Here is a 16,789-nt window from a genome sequence, read left to right on the forward strand (position 1 = left end):
GGCTTTATGGCTCGTACTACAGCAATTAACCGCTACCGGAACATTGGTATCTGCGCCCACGTCGACGCGGGCAAGACCACCACTACCGAGCGGATCCTGTTCTACACAGGTCTCAGCCACAAGATGGGTGAGGTGCACGACGGCGCTGCTACCACCGACTGGATGGTGCAGGAGCAGGAGCGTGGTATCACCATCACTTCCGCTGCGATCACGACCTTCTGGGAAGGTTCGCGCGGCCAGTACGACAAGTACCGCGTAAACGTCATCGACACCCCCGGCCACGTAGACTTCACCATTGAAGTCGAGCGCTCCCTGCGCGTACTGGACGGCGCTGTCGTGGTGTTCTGCGGTACCTCCGGCGTTGAGCCGCAGTCCGAAACCGTATGGCGTCAGGCCAACAAGTACGGCGTTCCGCGTATCGTCTACGTGAACAAGATGGACCGTGCCGGCGCCAACTTCCTGCGCGTCGTCGCTCAGATCAAGAACCGCCTGGGCCACACCCCGGTTCCGGTTCAGCTGGCCATCGGTGCAGAAGATGACTTCCAGGGTCAGATCGACCTGATGAAGATGAAGGCCATCTACTGGAACGAAGACGACAAGGGCACCAGCTACCGCGAGGAAGAGATTCCCGCCGAACTGCTGGACCTGGCCAACGAATGGCGCAACAACATGGTCGAGGCTGCTGCCGAGGCCAACGAAGAGCTGATGAACAAGTACCTGGAAGAGGGTGAGCTGACGATCGAAGAGATCAAGGCCGGCCTGCGCCAGCGTACCATCGCCTGCGAAATCGTTCCGGCGGTCTGCGGTTCGTCCTTCAAGAACAAGGGCGTGCCCCTGGTTCTGGACGCCGTCATCGACTTCCTGCCTGCTCCGACCGAGATCCCGGCCATCCAGGGCGTCCACCCGGACAGCACCGATGACAACGAGATCCATGACGAGCGTCCGGCTGACGACAACGCTCCGTTCTCCGCTCTGGCGTTCAAGATCGCTACCGACCCGTTCGTCGGTACCCTGACCTTCGTCCGCGTCTACTCGGGCGTTCTGGAGTCCGGTAACTCCGTTATCAACTCCGTGAAGGGCAAGAAAGAGCGCGTTGGTCGTATGGTGCAGATGCACGCCAACCAGCGTGACGAGATCAAAGAAGTGCGCGCTGGCGACATCGCGGCTCTGATCGGCATGAAGGACGTCACCACCGGTGACACCCTGTGCGACATCGAGAAGCCGATCATCCTCGAGCGCATGGACTTCCCGGAGCCGGTCATCTCGGTAGCTGTCGAGCCGAAGACCAAGGCTGACCAGGAGAAGATGGGTATCGCCCTCGGCAAACTGGCCCAGGAAGACCCGTCGTTCCGTGTCAAGACCGACGAAGAAACCGGCCAGACCATCATCTCCGGTATGGGTGAGCTGCACCTGGACATCCTCGTCGACCGCATGAAGCGCGAGTTCGGCGTCGAGGCCAACATCGGCAAGCCGCAGGTTTCCTATCGCGAAACCATCTCGAAGGACAACGTCGAGATCGAAGGCAAGTTCGTTCGCCAGTCCGGTGGTCGCGGCCAGTTCGGTCACTGCTGGATCCGCTTCTCGACTCCGGATGTGGATGAGAAGGGCAACATCACCGAAGGTCTGGTGTTCACCAGCGAAGTCGTGGGTGGTGTGGTTCCGAAGGAATACATCCCGGCGATCCAGAAGGGCATCGAAGAGCAGATGAAGAACGGCGTCGTCGCCGGCTATCCGCTCATCGGCCTGAAGGCCACCGTGTTCGATGGTTCCTACCACGACGTCGACTCCAACGAGATGGCGTTCAAGATCGCTGCTTCCATGGCGACCAAGCAGCTGGCCCAGAAGGGCGGCGGCAAGGTGCTCGAGCCGATCATGAAGGTGGAAGTGGTGACTCCTGAGGACTACATGGGCGACGTGATGGGCGACCTGAACCGTCGTCGCGGTCTGATTCAGGGGATGGAAGACTCGGTTTCCGGTAAGGTTATCCGTGCCGAGGTTCCGCTGGGCGAGATGTTCGGTTATGCGACCGACGTACGTTCCATGTCCCAGGGTCGCGCGAGCTACTCCATGGAATTCTCCAAATACGCCGAAGCTCCGTCGAACATCGTCGAAGCGCTGGTTAAAAAACAAGCTTGATTCAGCCCTTTAAGTAAGAGGTTACTGTCGTGGCTAAGGAAAAATTTGAACGTAACAAACCGCACGTCAACGTCGGCACCATCGGTCACGTTGACCACGGTAAAACCACTCTGACCGCTGCTCTGACCAAGGTCTGCTCCGAGACCTGGGGTGGCTCCGCTCGCGCCTTCGACCAGATCGACAACGCGCCGGAAGAGAAAGCCCGTGGTATCACCATCAACACTTCGCACGTCGAATACGACTCGCCGGTACGCCACTACGCTCACGTAGACTGCCCGGGCCACGCCGACTACGTGAAGAACATGATCACCGGTGCTGCCCAGATGGACGGCGCGATCCTGGTTTGCTCGGCTGCTGACGGCCCCATGCCGCAGACCCGCGAGCACATCCTGCTGTCCCGTCAGGTAGGCGTTCCCTACATCGTCGTGTTCCTGAACAAGGCCGACATGGTTGACGACGCCGAGCTGCTGGAACTGGTCGAGATGGAAGTTCGCGACCTGCTGAACACCTACGACTTCCCGGGCGACGACACTCCGATCGTGATCGGTTCCGCCCTGATGGCTCTGAACGGCCAGGACGACAACGAGATGGGCGTTTCCGCCGTGCGCAAGCTGGTAGAAACCCTGGACTCCTACATCCCCGAGCCGGTTCGTGCCATCGACCAGCCGTTCCTGATGCCGATCGAAGACGTGTTCTCGATCTCCGGCCGCGGCACCGTGGTAACCGGTCGTGTTGAGCGCGGTATCGTCAAGGTCCAGGAAGAAGTGGAAATCGTCGGCATCCGTCCGACCACCAAGACCACCTGCACCGGCGTTGAAATGTTCCGCAAGCTGCTCGACGAAGGTCGTGCTGGCGAGAACGTCGGCGTCCTGCTGCGCGGCACCAAGCGTGAAGACGTAGAGCGTGGCCAGGTTCTGGCCAAGCCGGGCACCATCAAGCCGCACACCAAGTTCGAGTGCGAAGTGTACGTGCTGTCCAAGGAAGAAGGTGGTCGTCACACCCCGTTCTTCAAGGGCTACCGTCCGCAGTTCTACTTCCGTACCACCGACGTGACCGGCAACTGCGAGCTGCCGGAAGGCGTCGAGATGGTAATGCCGGGTGACAACGTCAAGATGACCGTCACCCTGATCGCTCCGATCGCCATGGAAGACGGCCTGCGCTTCGCTATCCGCGAAGGTGGCCGTACCGTTGGCGCCGGCGTGGTTGCCAAGATCATCGAGTAATCGACTGATCTAGCGCATGAGGAAAAGGGGCCCTTCGGGGCCCCTTTTTCGTTGGATTGGTTAAATATTGACACCCTCGGGGGGCATCCGTACAATTGCGCCTCCTTTTAACGGGCGGAGTCCGTCCGTTGGGAAAGGCAACTTGGAGTCTGAGGTCAAATGCAAAATCAACAAATCCGTATTCGGTTGAAGGCTTTTGACCACCGCCTGATCGACCAATCTACCCAGGAAATCGTGGAAACCGCGAAACGTACTGGGGCTCAGGTGCGTGGTCCGATTCCTCTGCCGACCCGCAAGGAACGTTACACCGTGCTGATTTCCCCGCACGTCAACAAGGACGCTCGTGACCAGTACGAAATTCGTACCCACAAGCGTGTGCTCGACATCGTTCAGCCGACCGACAAGACCGTCGACGCGCTGATGAAGCTCGACCTTGCTGCTGGCGTCGAAGTACAGATCAGCCTCGGCTAATGCCTTCGGCATTGGTCGTGTAACGCTCTGAAATGGGCGGCCATAGCGGGTGAAAGCCCCGTACACTAAAGAGGTTCTTAAGATGACAATTGGTGTTGTCGGTCGTAAGTGCGGCATGACCCGCATTTTCACCGAAGATGGTGTCTCCATTCCGGTCACGGTCATTGAGGTCGAGCCGAATCGCGTCACCCAGTTCAAAAACGAAGAGACCGATGGCTATCGCGCTGTGCAGGTAACTGCCGGCGAGCGTCGTGCTTCTCGCGTGACCAAGGCTCAGGCCGGTCACTTTGCCAAGGCGAATGTCGCCGCCGGTCGCGGCGTGTGGGAATTCCGTCTGGGCGAAGAGGAGTTCAAGGCAGGCGATTCCATCTCCGTCGATCTGTTCCAGGCAGGCCAGCTGGTAGACGTTACCGGCGAGTCCAAGGGTAAAGGCTACGCCGGTACCATCAAGCGCTGGAACTTCCGTGGTCAAGACAATACCCACGGTAACTCCGTTTCCCACCGCGTCCCGGGTTCGATCGGCCAGTGCCAGACTCCTGGTCGAGTGTTCAAGGGCAAGAAAATGTCCGGTCACATGGGTGCTGAGCGTGTAACCGTTCAATCCCTTGAGGTCGTGCGTGTCGATGCCGAGCGTAATCTGCTGCTGGTCAAGGGTGCCGTTCCTGGCGCTACCGGCGGTGACGTGCTCGTGCGTCCGGCAGCCAAGGCTCGCGGTTAAGAGGGGAAGCTGAGATGCAACTTAATGTGAATGGCGCTCAGGCTATCGAAGTCTCCGAGCGTACCTTTGGCAGCGAATTCAACGAGACTCTGGTTCACCAGGCTGTCGTCGCCTACATGGCTGGCGGCCGTCAGGGCACCCGTGCTCAGAAGACTCGTTCCGAAGTTTCCGGTGGCGGCAAGAAGCCGTGGCGTCAGAAGGGCACCGGTCGTGCTCGTGCTGGCACCATCCGCAGCCCCATCTGGCGTGGGGGCGGCACCACTTTCGCCGCCAAACCGCAGGATCACTCCCAGAAGCTCAACAAGAAGATGTACCGCGCAGCCCTGCGCTCCATCCTCTCCGAGCTGGTCCGTCTGGACCGCCTGGTTGTCGTTGCCGACTTCGCCGTCGATGCACCGAAAACCAAAGGTCTGGTCAGCAAGCTGGACGGCCTGGGCCTGAAAGACGTGCTGATCGTCACCGATGGCGTTGATGAAAACCTGTACCTGGCTGCGCGCAACCTGGCGCACGTCGATGTACGCGACGTCCAGGGTTCCGACCCGGTCAGCCTGATCGCCTACGACAAGGTGCTCGTCACCGTGTCCGCCGTGAAGAAGTTCGAGGAGCTGCTGGCATGAACCAGGAACGCGTATTCAAAGTGCTGCTGGGCCCGCATATCTCCGAGAAAGCCACGGGGCTGGCGGACGGCAAGAGCCAATTCGTTTTCAAGGTTGCCACTGATGCAACCAAGCTGGAAATCAAGAAGGCCGTCGAAAGCCTGTTCGGCGTGAAAGTACGTCGCGTCACCACCCTGAACGTTCAGGGCAAGACCAAGCGTACCGTTCGCGGCCTGGGCAAGCGTAACGACTGGAAGAAGGCGTACATCGCCCTTCAGCCCGGCCAAGATCTCGATTTCGCAGCTGGCGCTGAGTAAAGGGGTGCATCATGGCAATCGTTAAATGCAAACCGACTTCCGCTGGTCGTCGCTTCGTCGTCAAGGTCGTGAACCAGAACCTGCACAAGGGTGCTCCGTTCGCTGGCCTGGTCGAGAAGAAGTCCAAGTCGGGCGGCCGTAACAACAACGGTCGTATCACCACCCGCCACATCGGCGGTGGTCACAAGCAGCACTACCGTCTGGTCGACTTCCGCCGCAACAAGGATGGCATCCCTGCCATCGTCGAGCGCGTGGAATATGACCCGAACCGCACTGCGCACATCGCTCTGCTGAAGTACGCGGACGGTGAGCGTCGTTACATCATCGCCCCCAAAGGCGTGGTGGCTGGCGATCAACTGATCTCCGGTATCGGCGCTCCGATCAAGCCCGGCAACAACATGCCGCTGCGCAACATCCCGGTTGGTAGCACCATCCACGGTATCGAGCTGAAGCCGGGCAAAGGCGCCCAGCTGGTTCGCTCCGCTGGCGCCTCGGCCCAACTGGTAGCCCGTGAAGGCGCTTACGTGACCGTGCGTCTGCGTTCCGGTGAAATGCGTAAAGTCCTGGCTGACTGCCGTGCGACCCTGGGCGAAGTCTCGAACTCCGAGCACAGCCTGCGTTCGCTGGGTAAAGCCGGTGCCAAACGCTGGCGCGGCATTCGCCCGACCGTTCGTGGCGTCGCCATGAACCCGGTCGACCACCCGCATGGTGGTGGTGAAGGTCGTACCTCTGCTGGTCGTCATCCGGTATCGCCGTGGGGTCTTCAGACCAAGGGTAAGAAGACTCGCGCGAACAAGCGTACCGATAACATGATCGTCCGTCGCCGCAAGTAAATAGAGGGATACGACAGTGCCGCGTTCTCTGAAAAAAGGTCCTTTTATCGATCTTCACCTGCTGAAGAAGGTCGAAGTGGCGGTGGAAAAGAACGACCGTAAGCCGATCAAGACCTGGTCGCGTCGTTCGATGATTCTGCCGCATATGGTTGGTCTGACCATCGCTGTCCACAACGGCCGTCAACACGTGCCGGTCCTGGTCAACGAAGACATGGTCGGTCACAAACTCGGCGAGTTCGCTGCTACCCGCACTTATCGTGGGCATGCTGCGGACAAGAAAGCCAAGCGTTAAGGGGTAAGGAAGATGGAAGTAGCCGCTAAGCTGTCGGGCGCTCGTATCTCCGCCCAGAAAGCCCGCTTGGTCGCCGACCAGATCCGCGGGAAGAAGGTGGGCGAAGCGCTCAACCTCCTGGCTTTCAGCAGTAAGAAAGCCGCCGAGATCATGAAGAAAGTGCTGGAGTCGGCTGTTGCCAACGCTGAGCACAACGAAGGCGCCGATGTGGATGACCTGAAGGTCTCCACTGTCTTCGTCAACGAAGGTCGTTCGCTCAAGCGCATCATGCCGCGCGCCAAAGGCCGTGCTGATCGCATCGTCAAGCGGTCTTGCCATATCACTGTCAAGGTTGCGGACAAGTAACGGAGTCGATCAGATGGGTCAGAAAGTACATCCCAATGGCATCCGCCTGGGTATCGTCAAGGAGCACACCTCCGTTTGGTACGCAGATAAGCGCACTTACGCCGATTATCTGTTCGCCGACCTGAAGGTTCGTGAGTACCTCCAAGACAAACTAAAAAGCGCGTCCGTAAGCCGTATCGATATCCATCGCCCGGCTCAAACCGCACGTATCACCATCCACACCGCCCGTCCCGGTATCGTGATCGGCAAGAAAGGTGAAGATGTTGAGAAGCTGCGCCAGGACCTGACCAAGCAAATGGGTGTGCCCGTGCACATCAACATCGAGGAAATCCGCAAGCCGGAACTCGATAGCATGCTGGTTGCGCAGAGCGTAGCTCAGCAGCTGGAACGCCGCGTCATGTTCCGTCGCGCCATGAAGCGCGCCGTGCAGAACGCCATGCGTATTGGTGCCAAGGGCATCAAGATCCAGGTGAGTGGTCGTTTGGGCGGCGCTGAAATTGCTCGTACCGAATGGTATCGCGAAGGTCGTGTGCCCCTGCACACCCTGCGTGCCGATATCGACTATGCCACCTACGAAGCGCACACCACCTATGGTGTGATCGGTGTCAAGGTTTGGATCTTCAAAGGCGAGGTCATCGGTGGCCGCCAGGAAGAGCTCAAGCCGGTAGCGCCCGCTCCTCGTAAAAAAGCTGCTAAGTAAGGAGTACGCAAATGCTGCAACCTAAGCGTACGAAGTTCCGCAAACAAATGACCGGTCACAACCGTGGCCTGGCTCATCGCGGTAGCAAAGTCAGCTTCGGCGAGTTCGCCCTCAAGGCGACCAGCCGTGGCCGTCTCACCGCGCGTCAGATCGAGTCCGCACGTCGTGCGCTGACCCGTCACGTAAAACGTGGCGGCAAGATCTGGATCCGCGTATTCCCCGACAAGCCGGTTACCAAGAAGCCCCTCGAAGTTCGTATGGGTAAAGGTAAGGGCGGCGTCGAGTACTGGGTAGCCCAGATTCAACCGGGCAAGGTCCTGTACGAGATCGAGGGTGTATCCGAAGAGCTGGCGCGTGAGGCATTCGCCCTGGCTGCTGCAAAGCTGCCGCTCGCCACCTCCTTTGTTAAGCGGACGGTGATGTGATGAAAGCGAATGAACTTCGTGAGAAATCCGTGGAGCAGCTGAACGAGCAACTGCTCGGCCTGCTGCGCGACCAGTTCAATCTGCGCATGCAGAAAGCAACTGGCCAGTTGGCGCAGTCCCACCTGCTCTCGCAGGTGAAGCGCGACATCGCTCGCGTCAAAACTGTGCTCAATCAGCAAGCAGGTAAGTGAACATGGCTGAAGCTCAGAAAACCGTCCGTACGCTGACCGGCCGCGTCGTCAGCGACAAGATGGACAAGACCGTCACCGTTCTGATCGAGCGTCGCGTCAAGCACCCGATCTACGGCAAATACGTGAAGCGTTCGACCAAGCTGCACGCCCACGACGAAACCAATCAGTGCCGCATTGGTGACCTGGTCACCATTCGCGAAACCCGTCCGCTGGCCAAGACCAAGGCCTGGACCCTGGTTGATATCGTCGAGCGCGCAGTGGAAGTCTAAGGGTCGGAGATAGATAATGATTCAGACTCAATCCATGCTCGATGTCGCTGATAACAGCGGCGCGCGTCGCGTAATGTGCATCAAGGTGCTCGGCGGTTCCCACCGTCGCTACGCCGGCATTGGCGACATCATCAAAGTCACCGTCAAGGAAGCGATTCCGCGCGGCAAGGTGAAGAAAGGCCAGGTGATGACTGCCGTGGTCGTTCGTACCAAGCACGGCGTTCGTCGCACCGACGGCTCCATCATCCGCTTCGACGGTAACGCCGCCGTCCTGCTGAACAACAAGCAGGAGCCGATCGGCACCCGTATCTTCGGGCCCGTGACTCGTGAACTTCGTACCGAGAAGTTCATGAAGATCGTCTCGCTCGCCCCTGAAGTGCTGTAAGGAGTAGCCGTCATGCAAAAAATTCGTCGTGACGACGAAGTCATCGTCATTGCCGGCAAGGACAAGGGCAAGCGTGGCAAGGTGCTGAAAGTTCTCGCTGACGACCGTCTGGTCGTTGGCGGTGTGAACCTGATCAAGCGCCACACCAAGCCCAACCCCATGCTCAACCAGCAAGGCGGGATCGTCGAGAAGGAGGCGCCTCTGCACGTCTCCAACGTCGCCATCTTCAACCCGGAAACCAGCAAGGCTGACCGTGTTGGCTTCAAGGTAGAAGACGGTAAGAAGGTTCGTGTCTTCAAGTCGACCCAGAAACCGGTCCAGGCTTGAGGGAGTAGGTAGATACCATGGCACGATTGAAAGAACTGTACCGGAAGGAAATCGCGCCCAAGCTGAAGCAAGAGCTTCAGCTGGCGAACGTGATGGAAGTTCCGCGCGTTACCAAAATCACCCTGAACATGGGTCTTGGCGAAGCTGTCGGTGACAAGAAAGTCATCGAGAGCGCCGTGGCCGATCTGGAAAAGATCGCAGGCCAGAAGCCGGTTGTGACTTACGCTCGTAAGTCCATCGCCGGCTTCAAGATCCGTGAAGGCTGGCCGATCGGCGTGAAGGTCACCCTGCGTGGCGACCGCATGTACGAATTCCTGGACCGCCTGCTCTCCATCTCCCTGCCGCGCGTGCGTGACTTCCGCGGCCTGAATGCCAAGTCCTTCGATGGCCGCGGCAACTACAGCATGGGCGTGAAAGAGCAGATCATCTTCCCGGAAATCGATTACGACAAGATCGATGCTCTGCGCGGCATGGACATCACTCTGACCACCACCGCCCGTACGGACGATGAAGGTCGCGCTCTGCTGCGCGCCTTCAACTTCCCGTTCCGCAACTGATTGGAGTAGGAACATGGCCAAAGAGAGCATGAAAAACCGTGAGCTGAAGCGTCAGCGCACGGTCGCCAAGTACGCCCAGAAGCGTGCTGAGCTGAAAGCGATCATCGCTAATCCGAACTCCTCCCAGGAAGAGCGTTGGAATGCGCAGGTCGCCCTGCAGAAGCAACCGCGTGACGCGAGCGCCAGCCGCCTGCGTAACCGTTGCCGCCTGACCGGTCGTCCGCACGGCTTCTACCGCAAGTTCGGCCTGAGCCGTAACAAGCTGCGTGAAGCCGCCATGCGCGGCGACGTACCGGGCCTGGTGAAAGCCAGCTGGTAAGTCGGTCGAGACGGGGCCGGCAACGGCTCCGTTGATCGCTTTGCGAATCAAGCCCCCTCGTGGGGCTTGATTCGTTTTTGAGCGATCTCTAGAATACCCGGCTCCCCCGAGCCTGGGCTTTTCTCGCCCTGTGTTTTGAGGGTGAGTATCGTTGAAGGCTTATCTTTTGTATCAGGAGCATTAAGCCCATGAGTATGCAGGACCCGTTAGCAGACATGCTAACTCGCATCCGTAATGCCCAGATGGCTGAGAAGACCGTCGTGAGCATGCCGTCTTCCAAGCTGAAGGCGGCAGTAGCCAAAGTCCTCAAGGACGAAGGTTACATTGCGGACTATCAGGTCAGCGCCGAGGCCAAGCCTCAGCTGTCCATCGAGCTGAAGTACTTCGAAGGCAAACCCGTCATCGAAGAAGTGAAGCGAATCAGCCGTCCTGGCCTGCGCCAGTACAAGTCCGTTGATCAGCTGCCGAAAGTCCGCGGTGGTCTGGGTGTGTCGATCGTCTCCACCAACAAAGGTGTGATGACCGACCGCGCTGCCCGTGCCGCTGGCGTTGGTGGCGAAGTGCTCTGCACTGTGTTCTAAGGGGAATCAGCATGTCTCGCGTTGCTAAGAACCCCGTCAAACTGCCCGCCGGCGTTGAAATCAAGCTGGCTGGTCAGGAACTCTCGGTCAAGGGCTCCAAAGGCTCCCTCGAGCTGAAAGTCCACCCGTCCGTAGAAGTCATCCAGGACAACGGTGAGCTGCGTTTCGCCGCCCGTAACGGCGACCAGCAGACCCGTGCCATGGCCGGTACCACCCGCGCCCTGGTCAACAACATGGTGATCGGCGTCAGCCAGGGCTTCGAGCGCAAGCTCCAGCTGGTCGGCGTTGGTTACAAGGCGCAGGCCAAAGGCCAAGTGCTGTCCCTGGCCCTCGGCTTCTCCCACCCGGTCGATTACGAACTGCCCGCCGGCATCGTCGCCGAAACCCCCAGCCAGACCGATATCCTGATCAAGGGCATCGACAAGCAGCTGGTCGGCCAGGTTGCCGCGGAGATCCGCGATTTCCGTCCGCCGGAGCCGTACAAAGGCAAGGGCGTGCGGTATTCGGACGAAGTCGTACTTCGTAAAGAAGCCAAGAAGAAGTAGGGCATAGCAAATGAGCGTCAAGAAAGAAACCCGTCTGCGTCGCGCTCGCAAGGCACGCCTGAAGATGCGCGAGCTGGAAGCCGTACGCCTTTGCGTGTACCGCTCCTCCCAGCACATTTACGCCCAGGTCATCGCGGCCGACGGCGGCAAGGTCCTGGCCAGCGCCTCGACCCTGGACAAGGAACTGCGCGAAGGTGCCACCGGCAACGTCGACGCAGCCAAGAAAGTTGGTCAACTGGTCGCCGAACGCGCCAAGGCTGCCGGCGTCACTCAGGTGGCGTTCGACCGTTCTGGCTTCAAGTACCACGGCCGCATCAAGGCCCTGGCTGATGCCGCTCGCGAAGGCGGTCTGGAGTTCTAAGTTATGGCAAACAACGATCAAAAGCGCGACGAAGGCTACATCGAGAAGCTGGTTCAAGTTAACCGCGTCGCCAAAACCGTAAAAGGTGGCCGTATCTTCGCCTTCACCGCGCTGACCGTGGTTGGCGATGGCAAGGGCCGTGTTGGCTTCGGTCGTGGCAAGGCGCGTGAAGTGCCTGCCGCCATCCAGAAGGCCATGGAAGCTGCCCGCCGCAACATGATCCAGGTGGATCTGAACGGCACCACCCTGCAGTACCCGACCAAGTCCGCCCATGGCGCCTCCAAGGTGTACATGCAGCCGGCTTCCGAAGGTACCGGCATTATCGCCGGCGGCGCCATGCGTGCCGTCCTGGAAGTGGCCGGTGTGCAGAACGTTCTGGCCAAGTGCTACGGTTCGACCAATCCGGTCAACGTGGTATACGCCACCTTCAAGGGCCTGAAGAACATGCAGTCCCCTGAGTCGGTAGCGGCCAAGCGTGGCAAGAGCGTCGAGGAGATTCTCTAACCATGGCAACTGTCAAAGTTACCCTGATCAAAAGCCTGAACGGCCGTCTGGCCAATCACAAGGCTTGCGTCAAAGGCCTCGGCCTGCGTCGCATCAATCATACCGTCGAAGTTCAGGACACTCCTGAAAACCGCGGCATGATCAACAAGGCCTACTACCTGCTGCGTGTGGAGGGTTAATCCATGCAACTGAACGATCTGCGTTCCGCGCCGGGTGCCCGTCGCGAAAAGCTGCGTCCGGGCCGTGGCATCGGTAGCGGCCTGGGCAAGACCGGTGGCCGTGGTCACAAAGGTCAGACCTCGCGCTCCGGCGGCACCATCGCCCCGGGCTTCGAGGGTGGCCAGCAGCCGCTGCACCGCCGTCTGCCGAAGTTCGGCTTCAAGTCCCTGAAGGCCCTGGATCGCGCCGAGGTTCGTACCTCCGAGCTGGCCAAGGTCGAAGGCGACGTAGTCACCGTGCAATCCCTGAAGGATGCCAACGTGATCAACCGCAACGTACAGCGCGTCAAAGTCGTGCTGTCCGGTGAAGTTGCCCGCGCGGTTACCCTGAAGGGCATCGGCGCCACCAAAGGCGCTCGTGCGGCTATCGAAGCAGCTGGCGGCAAATTCGAGGACTAAATGGCTAAGCAAGGTGCTCTCTCTGCGCTGAGCAACGGTGGTGGTCTGTCCGAGCTCTGGGCACGTCTGCGTTTCCTGTTCCTGGCGATCATCGTCTACCGGATAGGTGCGCACATCCCGGTTCCGGGCATCAACCCCGATCGCTTGGCGGCACTGTTCCGGCAGAACGAGGGGACCATTCTTAGCCTCTTCAACATGTTTTCCGGCGGCGCGCTGGAGCGCATGAGCATCTTCGCACTGGGGATCATGCCGTACATCTCGGCATCGATCATCATGCAGCTCATGACCGCTATCAGCCCGCAGCTGGAGCAGTTGAAGAAAGAGGGTGAGTCTGGGCGTCGCAAGATCAGCCAGTACACCCGCTACGCAACGCTCGTCCTGGCACTCGTCCAGGCCATCGGCATGGCCGTTGGTCTGGGCAGCCAGGGCGTGGCCTTCTCCAATGACTTCGGCTTCTACTTCGTGGCAGTCACCACCTTCGTGGCGGGTGCGCTGTTCATGATGTGGCTGGGCGAGCAGATCACCGAGCGGGGCGTCGGCAATGGTATCTCCATGCTGATCTTCTCCGGGATCGTCGCCGGCCTGCCGCGCGCCATCGGGCAGTCTTTCGAGTCCGCCCGCCAAGGTGACATCAACATCTTCGCCCTGATCTCCGTCGGCCTGCTGGCCGTCGCGATCATCGCGTTCGTGGTGTTCATCGAGCGCGGTCAGCGCCGCATCGCCGTGCATTACGCCAAGCGCCAGCAAGGTCGCAAGGTGTTTGCCGCGCAAACCAGCCATCTGCCGCTGAAAGTGAACATGGCGGGCGTGATCCCGGCCATCTTCGCCAGCAGCATCCTGCTGTTCCCGGCGTCCCTGGGCGCCTGGTTCGGTCAGTCGGAGGGCCTGGGTTGGCTGCAGGACGTCGCGCAAGCGATCGCGCCGGGGCAGCCGCTGAACATTCTGCTGTTTAGTGCAGGGATCATCTTCTTCTGCTTCTTCTACACAGCGCTGATGTTCAATCCCAAGGACGTGGCGGAAAACCTCAAGAAGTCCGGTGCATTTATTCCGGGTATTCGTCCGGGCGAACAGTCCGCTCGCTACATCGATGGCGTGCTGACCCGTTTGACCATGTTCGGTGCCCTGTACATGACGGCGGTGTGCCTGTTGCCCCAGTTCCTGGTGGTGGCTGCCCACGTTCCGTTCTACCTCGGCGGGACCTCGTTGCTGATCGTGGTCGTGGTTGTGATGGACTTTATGGCCCAAGTACAATCGCACCTCGTTTCTCACCAGTACGAATCCCTCATGAAGAAAGCCAACCTGAAGGGTTATGGCGGCAGCAGCATGCTGCGCTGACCGGCCCGTAAGGTTAGTAGGAGTCACTGATGAAAGTTCGTGCATCGGTTAAGAAGCTGTGCCGTAACTGCAAGATCATCCGTCGCGAAGGCGTCGTTCGCGTGATCTGCAGCGCGGAGCCGCGTCACAAGCAGCGCCAAGGCTGAGTGTGAACCACGCGTTATAGCCCGGCAGCTAGTGCGCTGCCGGGTTGATTATTTGTTATTACAGCGCTAATATCCGCGCCCTTTCTTGGCTTCCTGGGCGCCGGGTAGCTGTCAATTGGAGTTTTTCTGAATGGCCCGTATTGCAGGCGTAAACATTCCGGATAACAAGCACACTGTTATCTCGCTGACCTACATCTATGGTGTAGGTCGCACCACCGCACAGAGCATCTGCGCTGCCACCGGCATCAGCCCGGTAGTAAAGATCAAGGAACTGAGCGAAGAGCAGATCGATTCGCTGCGCAACGAGGTGGCCAAGCTGACCACCGAAGGTGACCTGCGCCGCGAAATCAACATGAACATCAAGCGTCTGATGGACCTCGGTTGCTACCGCGGTCTGCGTCATCGTCGCGGTCTGCCGGTTCGCGGTCAGCGTACCAAGACCAACGCGCGCACCCGTAAGGGCCCGCGTAAGCCGATCCGCAAGTAATCGCTTAGGAATATAGTCATGGCAAAACCTGCTGCTCGTCCTCGCAAGAAAGTCAAAAAGACGGTGGTTGACGGGATCGCGCATATCCACGCGTCCTTCAACAACACCATCGTTACCATCACCGACCGTCAGGGCAACGCCCTGTCCTGGGCCACCTCCGGTGGTTCGGGCTTCCGCGGCTCGCGTAAGAGCACCCCGTTCGCTGCCCAGGTAGCGGCCGAGCGTGCCGGCCAGGCTGCTCTGGAATACGGTCTGAAGAACCTTGACGTCAACGTCAAAGGCCCGGGCCCGGGTCGCGAATCGGCTGTTCGTGCGCTGAATGCCTGCGGTTACAAGATCGCCAGCATCACCGACGTAACCCCGATCCCGCACAACGGCTGCCGCCCGCCGAAAAAGCGTCGCGTGTAATAGGAGACAGTGAGAAATGGCTCGTTACATTGGTCCCAAATGCAAACTGTCTCGCCGTGAAGGCACCGACCTGTTCCTGAAGAGCGGCGCTCGCGCTCTGGACTCCAAGTGCAAGGCCGAACAGGTTCCTGGCCAGCACGGCGCTCGCCGTGGCCGTCTGTCCGACTACGGTCTGCAACTGCGTGAGAAGCAGAAAGTCCGCCGCATCTACGGCGTGCTGGAGCGTCAGTTCCGTGGCTACTACCAAGAGGCTTCCCGCCGCAAGGGCTCCACTGGTGAGAACCTGCTGCAACTGCTGGAATGCCGTCTGGACAACGTCGTCTATCGTATGGGCTTCGGCTCCACCCGTTCGGAATCCCGTCAGTTGGTGTCCCACAAGACCATCAGCGTTAACGGTCAGACCGTCAACATCCCGTCCTATCAGGTGAAGGCCGGCGACGTCGTTGCTGTTCGCGAGAAATCGAAGAACCAGCTGCGTATCGCTCAAGCCCTCGAACTGTGCGCCCAGCGCGGTCGCGTTGAGTGGGTCGAAGTGGACACCGACAAGAAGGCCGGTACCTTCAAGAGCGTTCCGGCTCGTGCCGACCTGTCCGCCGACATCAACGAAAACCTGATTGTCGAGCTCTACTCCAAGTAAGGGCTAGAAAATAGGTGCATCCATGCAGAGTTCGGTAAATGAGTTCCTGACCCCCCGCCACATCGATGTGCAGGTGGTCAGCCAAACCCGCGCCAAGATCACGCTCGAGCCTCTCGAGCGTGGCTTCGGCCATACCCTGGGCAACGCGCTGCGTCGCATCCTGTTGTCCTCCATGCCCGGCTGTGCAGTGGTCGAGGCCGAGATCGACGGCGTACTCCACGAGTACTCGGCGATCGAAGGTGTTCAGGAAGACGTCATCGAAATCCTGCTCAACTTGAAAGGTCTGGCCATCAAGCTGCACGGCCGTGACGAAGTGACGCTGACCCTGGCGAAAAAGGGCTCGGGTGTGGTGACCGCTGCCGATATTCAGCTGGATCATGATGTCGAGATCGTCAACGGTGACCATGTTATCGCCCACCTGGCCGATAACGGCGCGCTGAACATGAAGCTGAAAGTCGCTCGTGGCCGTGGCTACGAGCCGGCTGATGCCCGCTCGAGCGATGAAGACGAAAGCCGCAGCATCGGCCGTCTGCAGCTCGACGCCTCGTTCAGCCCCGTACGTCGTGTTGCCTACGTGGTCGAGAACGCCCGTGTCGAACAGCGTACCAACCTGGACAAGCTGGTCCTCGATCTGGAAACCAACGGCACCCTGGACCCCGAAGAGGCTATCCGTCGCGCCGCTACCATCCTGCAACAGCAGCTGGCAGCGTTCGTGGACCTCAAGGGCGACAGCGAACCCGTCGTTGAAGAGCAGGAAGACGAGATCGATCCGATCCTGCTGCGTCCGGTCGATGACCTGGAGCTGACCGTTCGTTCGGCCAACTGCCTGAAGGCGGAGAACATCTACTACATCGGTGACCTGATCCAGCGCACCGAAGTAGAGCTGCTGAAAACTCCGAACCTGGGCAAGAAGTCCCTGACCGAAATCAAGGACGTTCTGGCCTCTCGCGGTCTGTCCCTCGGTATGCGCCTCGACAACTGGCCGCCGGCAAGTCTTAAGAAAGACGACAAGGCTACTGCCTGATCGTCGTAGCTACCGAACGTAAAGTTTGGAAAGGAATTGA

General features: G+C 59.5%; 29 protein-coding genes. All 29 read left to right on the forward strand.

All coding sequences use genetic code 11. The annotated features are described in order from the left end of the window. Positions 1-6: 6 nt before the first annotated feature. A complete protein-coding gene (gene fusA, locus ACTWJ5_RS03675) occupies positions 7-2,136 on the forward strand; it encodes an elongation factor G (protein ID WP_074986510.1) in 2,130 nt (709 codons plus the stop codon). Positions 2,137-2,165: 29 nt separating this feature from the next. Continuing rightward, positions 2,166-3,359, forward strand: a complete 1,194-nt coding sequence (tuf, locus tag ACTWJ5_RS03680) for an elongation factor Tu (protein ID WP_009617114.1) — start codon at positions 2,166-2,168, stop codon at positions 3,357-3,359. Between the two features lie 159 nt (positions 3,360-3,518). Next, a complete protein-coding gene (rpsJ, locus tag ACTWJ5_RS03685) occupies positions 3,519-3,830 on the forward strand; it encodes a 30S ribosomal protein S10 (RefSeq protein WP_003243886.1) in 312 nt (103 codons plus the stop codon). Positions 3,831-3,912: 82 nt separating this feature from the next. Continuing rightward, positions 3,913-4,548, forward strand: coding sequence for a 50S ribosomal protein L3 (rplC, locus tag ACTWJ5_RS03690; RefSeq protein ID WP_009617147.1), 636 nt, complete (start codon positions 3,913-3,915; stop codon positions 4,546-4,548). A gap of 14 nt (positions 4,549-4,562) precedes the next feature. Then, positions 4,563-5,165 (forward strand): 50S ribosomal protein L4, encoded by a 603-nt coding sequence (gene rplD / locus ACTWJ5_RS03695; RefSeq protein WP_009617148.1) that lies wholly within the window; start codon positions 4,563-4,565, stop codon positions 5,163-5,165. Then, entirely contained in the window at positions 5,162-5,461 is a 300-nt protein-coding gene (gene rplW, locus ACTWJ5_RS03700; protein WP_043273414.1) for a 50S ribosomal protein L23, read from the forward strand. Before rplD ends, rplW begins: the two co-directional genes overlap by 4 nt. 11 nt (positions 5,462-5,472) lie before the next feature. Next, complete coding sequence (rplB, locus tag ACTWJ5_RS03705; RefSeq protein WP_009617152.1) at positions 5,473-6,294, forward strand: 50S ribosomal protein L2; 822 nt, start codon at positions 5,473-5,475, stop codon at positions 6,292-6,294. Between the two features lie 16 nt (positions 6,295-6,310). Then, on the forward strand, positions 6,311-6,586 hold the full coding sequence (gene rpsS / locus ACTWJ5_RS03710; protein WP_003093734.1) for a 30S ribosomal protein S19: 276 nt from the start codon (positions 6,311-6,313) through the stop codon (positions 6,584-6,586). A 12-nt stretch (positions 6,587-6,598) separates the two neighbouring features. Further along, on the forward strand, positions 6,599-6,931 hold the full coding sequence (rplV, locus tag ACTWJ5_RS03715; protein WP_003103908.1) for a 50S ribosomal protein L22: 333 nt from the start codon (positions 6,599-6,601) through the stop codon (positions 6,929-6,931). Positions 6,932-6,944: 13 nt separating this feature from the next. Then, positions 6,945-7,631 (forward strand): 30S ribosomal protein S3, encoded by a 687-nt coding sequence (gene rpsC / locus ACTWJ5_RS03720; RefSeq protein ID WP_009617162.1) that lies wholly within the window; start codon positions 6,945-6,947, stop codon positions 7,629-7,631. An 11-nt stretch (positions 7,632-7,642) separates the two neighbouring features. After that, positions 7,643-8,056, forward strand: coding sequence for a 50S ribosomal protein L16 (gene rplP / locus ACTWJ5_RS03725; protein WP_009617163.1), 414 nt, complete (start codon positions 7,643-7,645; stop codon positions 8,054-8,056). Continuing rightward, entirely contained in the window at positions 8,056-8,247 is a 192-nt protein-coding gene (gene rpmC, locus ACTWJ5_RS03730) for a 50S ribosomal protein L29 (protein WP_009617164.1), read from the forward strand. The genes rplP and rpmC overlap by 1 nt, the downstream gene beginning before the upstream one ends. A 2-nt stretch (positions 8,248-8,249) precedes the next feature. Next, the gene (gene rpsQ / locus ACTWJ5_RS03735) at positions 8,250-8,516 is read left to right on the forward strand and encodes a 30S ribosomal protein S17 (RefSeq protein WP_009617165.1); all 267 of its coding nucleotides are present in this window, start codon (positions 8,250-8,252) and stop codon (positions 8,514-8,516) included. 16 nt (positions 8,517-8,532) lie between these two features. Beyond that, complete coding sequence (rplN, locus tag ACTWJ5_RS03740; RefSeq protein ID WP_003093714.1) at positions 8,533-8,901, forward strand: 50S ribosomal protein L14; 369 nt, start codon at positions 8,533-8,535, stop codon at positions 8,899-8,901. Between the two features lie 12 nt (positions 8,902-8,913). Further along, a complete protein-coding gene (rplX, locus tag ACTWJ5_RS03745) occupies positions 8,914-9,228 on the forward strand; it encodes a 50S ribosomal protein L24 (RefSeq protein WP_009617167.1) in 315 nt (104 codons plus the stop codon). A 17-nt stretch (positions 9,229-9,245) separates the two neighbouring features. After that, positions 9,246-9,785: a 50S ribosomal protein L5 gene (gene rplE, locus ACTWJ5_RS03750; RefSeq protein ID WP_009617168.1), complete on the forward strand. Its 540-nt coding sequence runs from the start codon at positions 9,246-9,248 to the stop codon at positions 9,783-9,785. A gap of 13 nt (positions 9,786-9,798) precedes the next feature. Next, on the forward strand, positions 9,799-10,104 hold the full coding sequence (gene rpsN / locus ACTWJ5_RS03755; RefSeq protein ID WP_009617169.1) for a 30S ribosomal protein S14: 306 nt from the start codon (positions 9,799-9,801) through the stop codon (positions 10,102-10,104). Positions 10,105-10,292: 188 nt separating this feature from the next. Continuing rightward, on the forward strand, positions 10,293-10,685 hold the full coding sequence (gene rpsH, locus ACTWJ5_RS03760) for a 30S ribosomal protein S8 (RefSeq protein ID WP_009617170.1): 393 nt from the start codon (positions 10,293-10,295) through the stop codon (positions 10,683-10,685). An 11-nt stretch (positions 10,686-10,696) separates the two neighbouring features. Further along, positions 10,697-11,230: a 50S ribosomal protein L6 gene (gene rplF / locus ACTWJ5_RS03765; protein ID WP_009617171.1), complete on the forward strand. Its 534-nt coding sequence runs from the start codon at positions 10,697-10,699 to the stop codon at positions 11,228-11,230. Between the two features lie 10 nt (positions 11,231-11,240). After that, a complete protein-coding gene (gene rplR, locus ACTWJ5_RS03770) occupies positions 11,241-11,591 on the forward strand; it encodes a 50S ribosomal protein L18 (RefSeq protein ID WP_009617172.1) in 351 nt (116 codons plus the stop codon). Positions 11,592-11,594: 3 nt separating this feature from the next. Next, positions 11,595-12,095, forward strand: a complete 501-nt coding sequence (rpsE, locus tag ACTWJ5_RS03775) for a 30S ribosomal protein S5 (RefSeq protein ID WP_009617173.1) — start codon at positions 11,595-11,597, stop codon at positions 12,093-12,095. Between the two features lie 2 nt (positions 12,096-12,097). Then, a complete protein-coding gene (gene rpmD / locus ACTWJ5_RS03780) occupies positions 12,098-12,274 on the forward strand; it encodes a 50S ribosomal protein L30 (protein ID WP_009617174.1) in 177 nt (58 codons plus the stop codon). A gap of 3 nt (positions 12,275-12,277) precedes the next feature. Beyond that, the gene (rplO, locus tag ACTWJ5_RS03785) at positions 12,278-12,712 is read left to right on the forward strand and encodes a 50S ribosomal protein L15 (protein WP_074985970.1); all 435 of its coding nucleotides are present in this window, start codon (positions 12,278-12,280) and stop codon (positions 12,710-12,712) included. Beyond that, complete coding sequence (secY, locus tag ACTWJ5_RS03790; protein WP_074985972.1) at positions 12,713-14,047, forward strand: preprotein translocase subunit SecY; 1,335 nt, start codon at positions 12,713-12,715, stop codon at positions 14,045-14,047. 29 nt (positions 14,048-14,076) lie between these two features. Beyond that, positions 14,077-14,193, forward strand: a complete 117-nt coding sequence (gene rpmJ, locus ACTWJ5_RS03795) for a 50S ribosomal protein L36 (protein WP_002555468.1) — start codon at positions 14,077-14,079, stop codon at positions 14,191-14,193. A 130-nt stretch (positions 14,194-14,323) separates the two neighbouring features. Beyond that, entirely contained in the window at positions 14,324-14,680 is a 357-nt protein-coding gene (gene rpsM, locus ACTWJ5_RS03800) for a 30S ribosomal protein S13 (protein ID WP_074985975.1), read from the forward strand. An 18-nt stretch (positions 14,681-14,698) separates the two neighbouring features. Then, on the forward strand, positions 14,699-15,088 hold the full coding sequence (gene rpsK, locus ACTWJ5_RS03805) for a 30S ribosomal protein S11 (protein ID WP_003093689.1): 390 nt from the start codon (positions 14,699-14,701) through the stop codon (positions 15,086-15,088). A gap of 16 nt (positions 15,089-15,104) precedes the next feature. Beyond that, positions 15,105-15,725 (forward strand): 30S ribosomal protein S4, encoded by a 621-nt coding sequence (gene rpsD / locus ACTWJ5_RS03810; RefSeq protein WP_009617181.1) that lies wholly within the window; start codon positions 15,105-15,107, stop codon positions 15,723-15,725. Between the two features lie 22 nt (positions 15,726-15,747). Beyond that, positions 15,748-16,749: a DNA-directed RNA polymerase subunit alpha gene (locus tag ACTWJ5_RS03815; protein WP_009617182.1), complete on the forward strand. Its 1,002-nt coding sequence runs from the start codon at positions 15,748-15,750 to the stop codon at positions 16,747-16,749. The last annotated feature ends 40 nt before the right edge of the window (positions 16,750-16,789 follow it).

Source organism: Pseudomonas sp. A6 (genome assembly GCF_052367875.1).
GTDB classification, from domain to species: Bacteria; Pseudomonadota; Gammaproteobacteria; order Pseudomonadales; family Pseudomonadaceae; genus Pseudomonas; species Pseudomonas citronellolis.